The organism is Flavobacterium sp. (genome assembly GCF_003525665.1).
In the GTDB taxonomy this organism is placed as follows: Bacteria; Bacteroidota; Bacteroidia; order Flavobacteriales; family Flavobacteriaceae; genus Flavobacterium.
In genome coordinates this window covers 1-6,394 of record NZ_DQDX01000045.1, presented here as the reverse complement: position 1 = coordinate 6,394, position 6,394 = coordinate 1, and the positions used below count along the sequence as shown (strand labels likewise).

Genomic DNA, 6,394 nt, shown 5'->3' with positions numbered 1-6,394 from the left:
ATGTAAAAGAGTTTTTTTTCTTTTCTATATTTGTTAAAACAAAAATTAAATTTATATGTATAATTTTATTCAAAAATTTCACTCGGGTTGGGCATATTTGGCACTTTTATTACTAGTTGTAGCTGTCATTAATTCAGTTATAGGAATGACTTCCAAAAAAGAATTTACTGCAAAAGATAGAAAAATCGCTTTGTTCGGATTAATTGCAACGCACATTCAACTTGTTGTTGGCCTTATTTTATATTTTATTTCAGAAGTTGGAATGAAAGCTTTTTCTACAGAAGGCGCAATGAAAATAGCAGAACTAAGATTAACTATGTTAGAACATCCATTAACTAACATAATCGCTATCACACTTATCACTATAGGTTGGTCTAAACACAAAAAAGGAACTACAAGTGAAGCTAAATTCAAATCAATTGCTTTGTTTTATGGTTTAGGATTGGTTTTGATTTTAGTGAGAATTCCATGGAAAATGTGGTTGTAATAAAAAAATAATAAGTCCTGAAAAGGACTTTTTTTAGCGACTTAAAAATTAAATTTAAGTAAAGCGAACTTATTCTACAAAGAATTTTCTTTTAAGGCATAGTCTTTGTTTTACCGATAATGCAAAAAATTTTAATTATGCAAAAATCAAAAGTAAGTATTCTTGTCATGTCCATAATTGCTCTTTTTACATACAGCTTTAATGTAAAAACTCCAATTGACAAAAAACAAGAACCCAAGAATAAACAAGAAGTAAAAAAGAATCAAGACACGGTAAAAAAGTCGAAGTTCACAACCGATTTAGAACTTGAAATTGATAGCGTCATTGCTTATCAAGGAAAGTTTAAACCGTATAAAAAGAACGCGCACGCTTCGTATTATGCCGATAGATTTCACAATAAAAGAACAGCAAGTGGGAAAGTTTATAACATGAATAAATTAACCGCAGCGCACAAAAAATTACCATTCGGAACCATTGTAAAGGTTACAAATGAAGCCAACGGTAAATCAGTTTTTGTTGAAATTACAGATCGCGGACCATTTGTAAAAGGAAGAGAAATTGACCTTTCTAAAAAGGCATTTACAACAATTGCCGGAAACAAAAACTCGGGAAAAGTAAATGTAACTTTGGAAATTCTTCAAAAATAATTACCAGTTTTTAAACGGATTTAAACTTATATACGAATTGTAATAACGTTCGTCATTGGTGACTTCATTGCCTAACCAATGTGGTTTTTCTATTGATTCATTTTCGTTTTCTAGTTCGATTTCAGCAATGATTAATCCGTTATTATCGCCGTGAAATTCATCAACTTCAATAATGTGATTTCCCGATTTTACTTCGTATCTCGTTTTTTCAATTACGCCTTTTTCGCATAATTTTAAAAGCTGTTTTGCTTCGTTAAGTTCTATTTCTTTTTCCCATTCAAATCTAGAAGCGCCACTTTCGTTTCCAATCCCTTTTATCGTTAAGTAGCCTTTGTTTCCTTTAATTCTCACGCGAACGGTTCGTTCAGGATTAGACGATAAATAACCTTGTGCAATTTCGTTTTTCGTGTAGTATTCGTTTTTGAATGCTAATGAAGTAACCAAATATTTACGTTCTATTTCAATCATTTTTAATAAAATTTGATGTTATTTTTAGGAACAAGTTTACACAATTCTAACTTTGAAATTGTATTTTTACAATATTAATAAAATCCTACATGAATTTACGCCATAAATTTAAAGTTCCCATGTCACTTGAAAAGTTATTTGATAATTATTTTTCAAATAATGCTATTCTGTCAGGTGACGAACTCTATTTTTTGGTAGATTTAATTCACTTGTTTCGACCAAAACATCCTAAAAAAGTTAGTGTTGTTTCTATTTCAAAATTACTTCTTTTTCTAGAACAAAATCCCAATCAGAAACAACTTTTTCAAGATTATATTTATAATTTATTAAAAGACAGAAAATTTAGTAATTTCCTTTCGGATGCTGGAATTCTTCAAAATCCAGAATTTATTTATGAAGTAAAAAAGCGAATTATTGCCAAATTTTTACCGTTTCAGCCACAAAGTGATACTTTAGAATTTGTTTTAAACCAGGTTTTTTATCGAAGTTCCGATGCTATTTGGATTAACAAAATACCATCGGAAGAACTAAACCAGTTATTTGATTTGTTGTTTTTCACCGATTTACATTCGTCCATTGAAGAAAAATCGCCTTTATCCGAATTAATGAATACTATCGGATTACTTTCTCAAAGAATGAGCGGTCGCGCAATGGATACCGAAGTTCTTATGATGACACCAGAATATGAAGGTCTTGAAAGTCCGTTTGTAGCATTCGAAAAAGAATTGCATGCCATTTTTTCTGATATAAAACTGGGTGAAGCACATCACACAAATTCTGATGATGAACATTTTAAACAAGCTTTGGTGCTTCATAAACAATGTGAAGATTATGTAGATAAAGCTTTTAATAATAGCTCTAAATTCGGAATTTCAATTCGAGTAAATCAAAGTTTGTTGCGCATTAGACAGCAATTGCATCGACTTAAAATTTTGTTGCCTTTACTGGTTGTAAACAATGTTAACGACAGACGAAATAACTCGATTCAGTTGGCTTTAAAACTAATAAAATTCAATTGTTATAAAAATAATGTTAGGCAATTAATAGGCGAAAGCACGCAGTTATTGTCTTATGAAATCACACAACATACTGCAAAAACTGGCGAACATTATATTACAGAATCTAAAAGCGAGTATTTTTCAATGCTAAAAGCTGCTTCTGGTGGCGGATTGATAGTAGGATTTTTATGCGTCTTTAAATTGCTTTTATCGTCAGTCGAAGCAAGCGATTTCAACCATGCCGTTTTGTACAGTTTAAATTATGCGCTCGGGTTTATTGCGATTTACTTATTCGGATTTACCTTGGCTACAAAACAGCCAGCAATGACTGCAGCGACAATTACTTCGGCGTTGGAATCAGGTATGAAAAAAAGAAACAAACACGAAAACAAACACATTTCGTTTGCACGATTATTTGCAAGATTATTTCGTTCGCAATTTATCGCTTTCATCGGAAATGTTTTTGTCGCTTTTCCAGTTTCAATGTTGATAATTTGGTTGGTTGATATCACTTTCGATGTAAATATAGCCTTTGTAAAATCGGGTAAATTGTTGCAAGATTTAAGTCCGATTCATTCGGCTGCGATTTTTCATGCTGCTATTGCTGGTGTTTTTCTCTTTTTATCTGGAATAATTTCGGGTAATGTTTCTAATAAAAGCAAACACAATCAGTTGTTTTATCGAATTCAAGAGCATCCAATTCTGAAAATGAGTTTGGGTAAAAAAAGAACAACTTCTATCGCCAATTGGTTCGAAAGAAATTGGGCTGGAGTAGTTTCCAACGGTTGGTTTGGTGTTTTTCTTGGAAGTACGGCTTCAATAGGATTATTTCTCGGATTAAATTTAGACATTCGACACATCACTTTTGCCAGCGGAAACTTTGCATTAGGATTATACGGTCAGAACTTTTTCGTTACTGGATGGACGATTTTTTGGTCCATTCTTGGCATCGGAATTATTGGTTTTATGAATTTTATAGTTAGTTTTTTATTATCTTTAGGTTTGGCATTTCGATCTAGAAATATTCCAATATCGGAGTTTGCAGAACTTACAAAATCAATTTGGTTGCATTTTAAATTGCATCCAACGTCATTTTTCTTTCCTGTAAAAGACAAGTAATTGCATTATGGAAACAGAGGTTGTTTATCGAAAAATAATTCATGTAGACATGGACGCTTTCTATGCTTCGGTGGAACAAATGGACAATCCTGAACTTAAAGGAAAGCCACTTGCGGTTGGTGGAAGTGAAATTCGTGGAGTAGTTTCAGCGGCAAGTTATGAAGCTCGAAAATTTGGTGTAAGAAGTGCAATGAGTGGCGTTCAAGCAGCAAGAAATTGTCCCGATTTAATATTTGTCCGACCAAGATTTGATCGCTATAAAGAAATTTCGAAACAAATTAGAAAGATTTTCCTCGATTATACCGATTTGGTTGAACCACTTTCGCTCGACGAAGCTTATCTTGATGTAACTCAAAATAAAAAAGGAAATCCGAGCGCCACTTTAATCGCTCAAGAAATCAGACAACGAATTTTTGATGAAGTCGGATTAACAGCTTCGGCTGGAATTTCGGTTAATAAATTTGTTGCCAAAATTGCATCTGATTACAACAAACCCAACGGACAAAAAACAGTTAATCCAGATGAAGTTGAAGCTTTTCTCGAACAATTAGACATTAAAAAATTCTACGGAATTGGGAAAGTTACTAAAGAAAAAATGTACCAACACGGAATCTTTACCGGAAAAGATTTGAAATCAAAAACCAAAGAATATCTAGAACAGCATTTCGGAAAAAGTGGCGGATTTTACTACAATATCGTTCGAGGAAATCATTACAGCGAAGTAAAACCCAACAGAGTTTCTAAATCGGTTGCGGCCGAACATACGTTTAACGAAAATCTGACTTCAGAAATTTTTATGTTAGACAAACTAGAAAGAATCGCATCGGAACTTGAAAATCGTTTAAAACGCTACAATATATCTGGGAAAACCGTTACTTTAAAAATAAAATACAGCGATTTTACAACCCAAACAAGAAGTAAAACCTTGCCTTATTTCATTGCAGATAAAGGATTGCTGTTTGAAACCGCCAAAGAATTGTTATATCAAGAACGAATGAAGGAATCGGTGCGACTTTTAGGCATTTCATTAAATAATTTAAATACCGAAGTAAAGAAAACGGTGGTTGTGCAGTTGCGATTTGAGTTTTAATCACTTCAACAAAAGTTAAACTTTAGCTGTAAATGAAAGACTTACAGAAATCATTATATATTTGCCTCAAATTTAAGAGTTATGGAATTTAAAGAATATGAAAAGGCAGTTGCGAGGTATCATAACAATATGAATTTGATGAGTTTACCATTAAGCTCTTGGAGTTTCTATACTTCATTTTTTGGTAAAATTAGAAATTCGGTTGGTGATACAAGTTTATTAGAAACTATAGTCGCACAAAATAAATGGAAAACTACATGGTCTTTTAACGAACAATTACAAGATGATACTGTAATTGTGGTTACTGATGCGAGTTTGAAAATAGTTTTTGCATCGAAAAATATTGTAGAAATGAATGGTTATGTTCCAGAGGAAGTTATTGGTAATTCACCAAAAATGTTCCAAGGAAAACTGACTAACGATAAAATATCTAGAGAAATTAGTATTGCAGTTAAAGAACAAAAACCATTTGAGAAAGTAATTATAAACTACTGTAAAGACGGTTCCATTTACAAATGTCACATTAAAGGATATCCTGTCTTTAACACAAAAGGCAAACTGACTAACTTCATAGCATTCGAGAAAATCGCTGCTTAAAATCGCTTTAAAACATAAAAAAAGGTGTCAAATATTAAATTTGACACCTTTTCTATTTTATACTATTTTGATTAATCTCTACTTGAAAGTTTAGATAATAAACGTAAGAATTCAATGTATAACCAAACTAGAGTTACCATTAATCCCATGGCACCAAACCATTCCATAAATTTTGGCATGCGCTCTTGTGCACCTTTTTCTATTTGATCAAAATCTAAAAATAAGTTTAAAGCCGCAATTACAATTACAAAAACACTAATTCCGATACTCATCATAGAATTACCATAATGTACTGGTTGAAAGCTTGTAAACATCGTTAGCAACCAAGAAATCAAATAATAAACTCCAATGGCCAAAGTTGCTGCAATAACTACCGATTTAAATTTCTCGGTAACTTGAACAATTTTATATTTGTATAAAGCAAAACAAACTACGAATGTTACAAACGTTCCACCAACCGCTTGAATTACAATTCCTGGATACATCGCTTCAAAAATTGCCGATATTCCTCCAATAAATAAACCTTCAAAAAGTGCGTAAGCTGGCGCTAAATAAGTAGAAAGATGCGGTTTAAACGACGCAACAACAACTAAAATCAAACCAATAACTGCTCCACCAATAGTTAAAAGCATTGGGTTGTATCCGTTGAAAGCTAAATTCCAAGTTACTAATGCCGTTGCAACTAATAACAACAACAATATAAAACTTTTGTTTATCGTTCCAGAAACCGTCATTGTGTCGTTATAATCAATAACTACAGAAGAATGGTCATTGGCTGCAGAAGTGTTGGTAAAACCTTTAGATTTAAAAAAGGGATTTTTTGATTCCATAAATAATAATTTTAGTTTATCAAAGATACTTTTAGTTTTGAAATGAAAAAAGGATTACTAAAATATTTAACTATTTGACACTTTTTTTATGTTTTTAGAAGTGATTTTTTTCGAATGCAATAAACTAAAACACAAGATTATTTTGTTGAAAATTTTTC

At 32.0% G+C, this 6,394-nt stretch carries 7 protein-coding genes; 5 read left to right on the top strand and 2 right to left on the bottom strand.

What is annotated here, in order from left to right; genetic code table 11:
* Nucleotides 1-55 precede the first annotated feature (55 nt).
* Entirely contained in the window at nucleotides 56-487 is a 432-nt protein-coding gene (locus DIU01_RS03200; RefSeq protein ID WP_290831812.1) for a hypothetical protein, read from the top strand.
* Nucleotides 488-624: 137 nt separating this feature from the next.
* On the top strand, nucleotides 625-1,134 hold the full coding sequence (locus DIU01_RS03195; protein ID WP_290831811.1) for a septal ring lytic transglycosylase RlpA family protein: 510 nt from the start codon (nucleotides 625-627) through the stop codon (nucleotides 1,132-1,134).
* Here the strand turns inward: DIU01_RS03195 and DIU01_RS03190 are convergent, their stop codons facing one another.
* On the bottom strand, nucleotides 1,135-1,602 hold the full coding sequence (locus DIU01_RS03190; protein ID WP_290831810.1) for a CYTH domain-containing protein: 468 nt from the start codon (nucleotides 1,600-1,602) through the stop codon (nucleotides 1,135-1,137).
* A gap of 119 nt (nucleotides 1,603-1,721) precedes the next feature.
* On the opposite strand from DIU01_RS03190, the gene DIU01_RS03185 reads away from it, so the two are divergent.
* From DIU01_RS03185 to DIU01_RS03175, 3 genes are all read left to right on the top strand, one after another.
* Nucleotides 1,722-3,719 carry a recombinase gene (locus DIU01_RS03185; protein ID WP_290831809.1) on the top strand — a complete coding sequence of 666 codons (1,998 nt, stop codon included), beginning with the start codon at nucleotides 1,722-1,724 and terminating at the stop codon, nucleotides 3,717-3,719.
* A gap of 7 nt (nucleotides 3,720-3,726) precedes the next feature.
* A complete protein-coding gene (dinB, locus tag DIU01_RS03180) occupies nucleotides 3,727-4,809 on the top strand; it encodes a DNA polymerase IV (RefSeq protein ID WP_290831808.1) in 1,083 nt (360 codons plus the stop codon).
* A gap of 81 nt (nucleotides 4,810-4,890) precedes the next feature.
* Nucleotides 4,891-5,406 carry a PAS domain-containing protein gene (locus DIU01_RS03175; protein WP_290831807.1) on the top strand — a complete coding sequence of 172 codons (516 nt, stop codon included), beginning with the start codon at nucleotides 4,891-4,893 and terminating at the stop codon, nucleotides 5,404-5,406.
* A 71-nt stretch (nucleotides 5,407-5,477) separates the two neighbouring features.
* On the opposite strand, the gene DIU01_RS03170 is transcribed toward DIU01_RS03175, so the two are convergent.
* On the bottom strand, nucleotides 5,478-6,236 hold the full coding sequence (locus DIU01_RS03170; protein WP_290831806.1) for a Bax inhibitor-1/YccA family protein: 759 nt from the start codon (nucleotides 6,234-6,236) through the stop codon (nucleotides 5,478-5,480).
* Nucleotides 6,237-6,394: the final 158 nt, after the last annotated feature.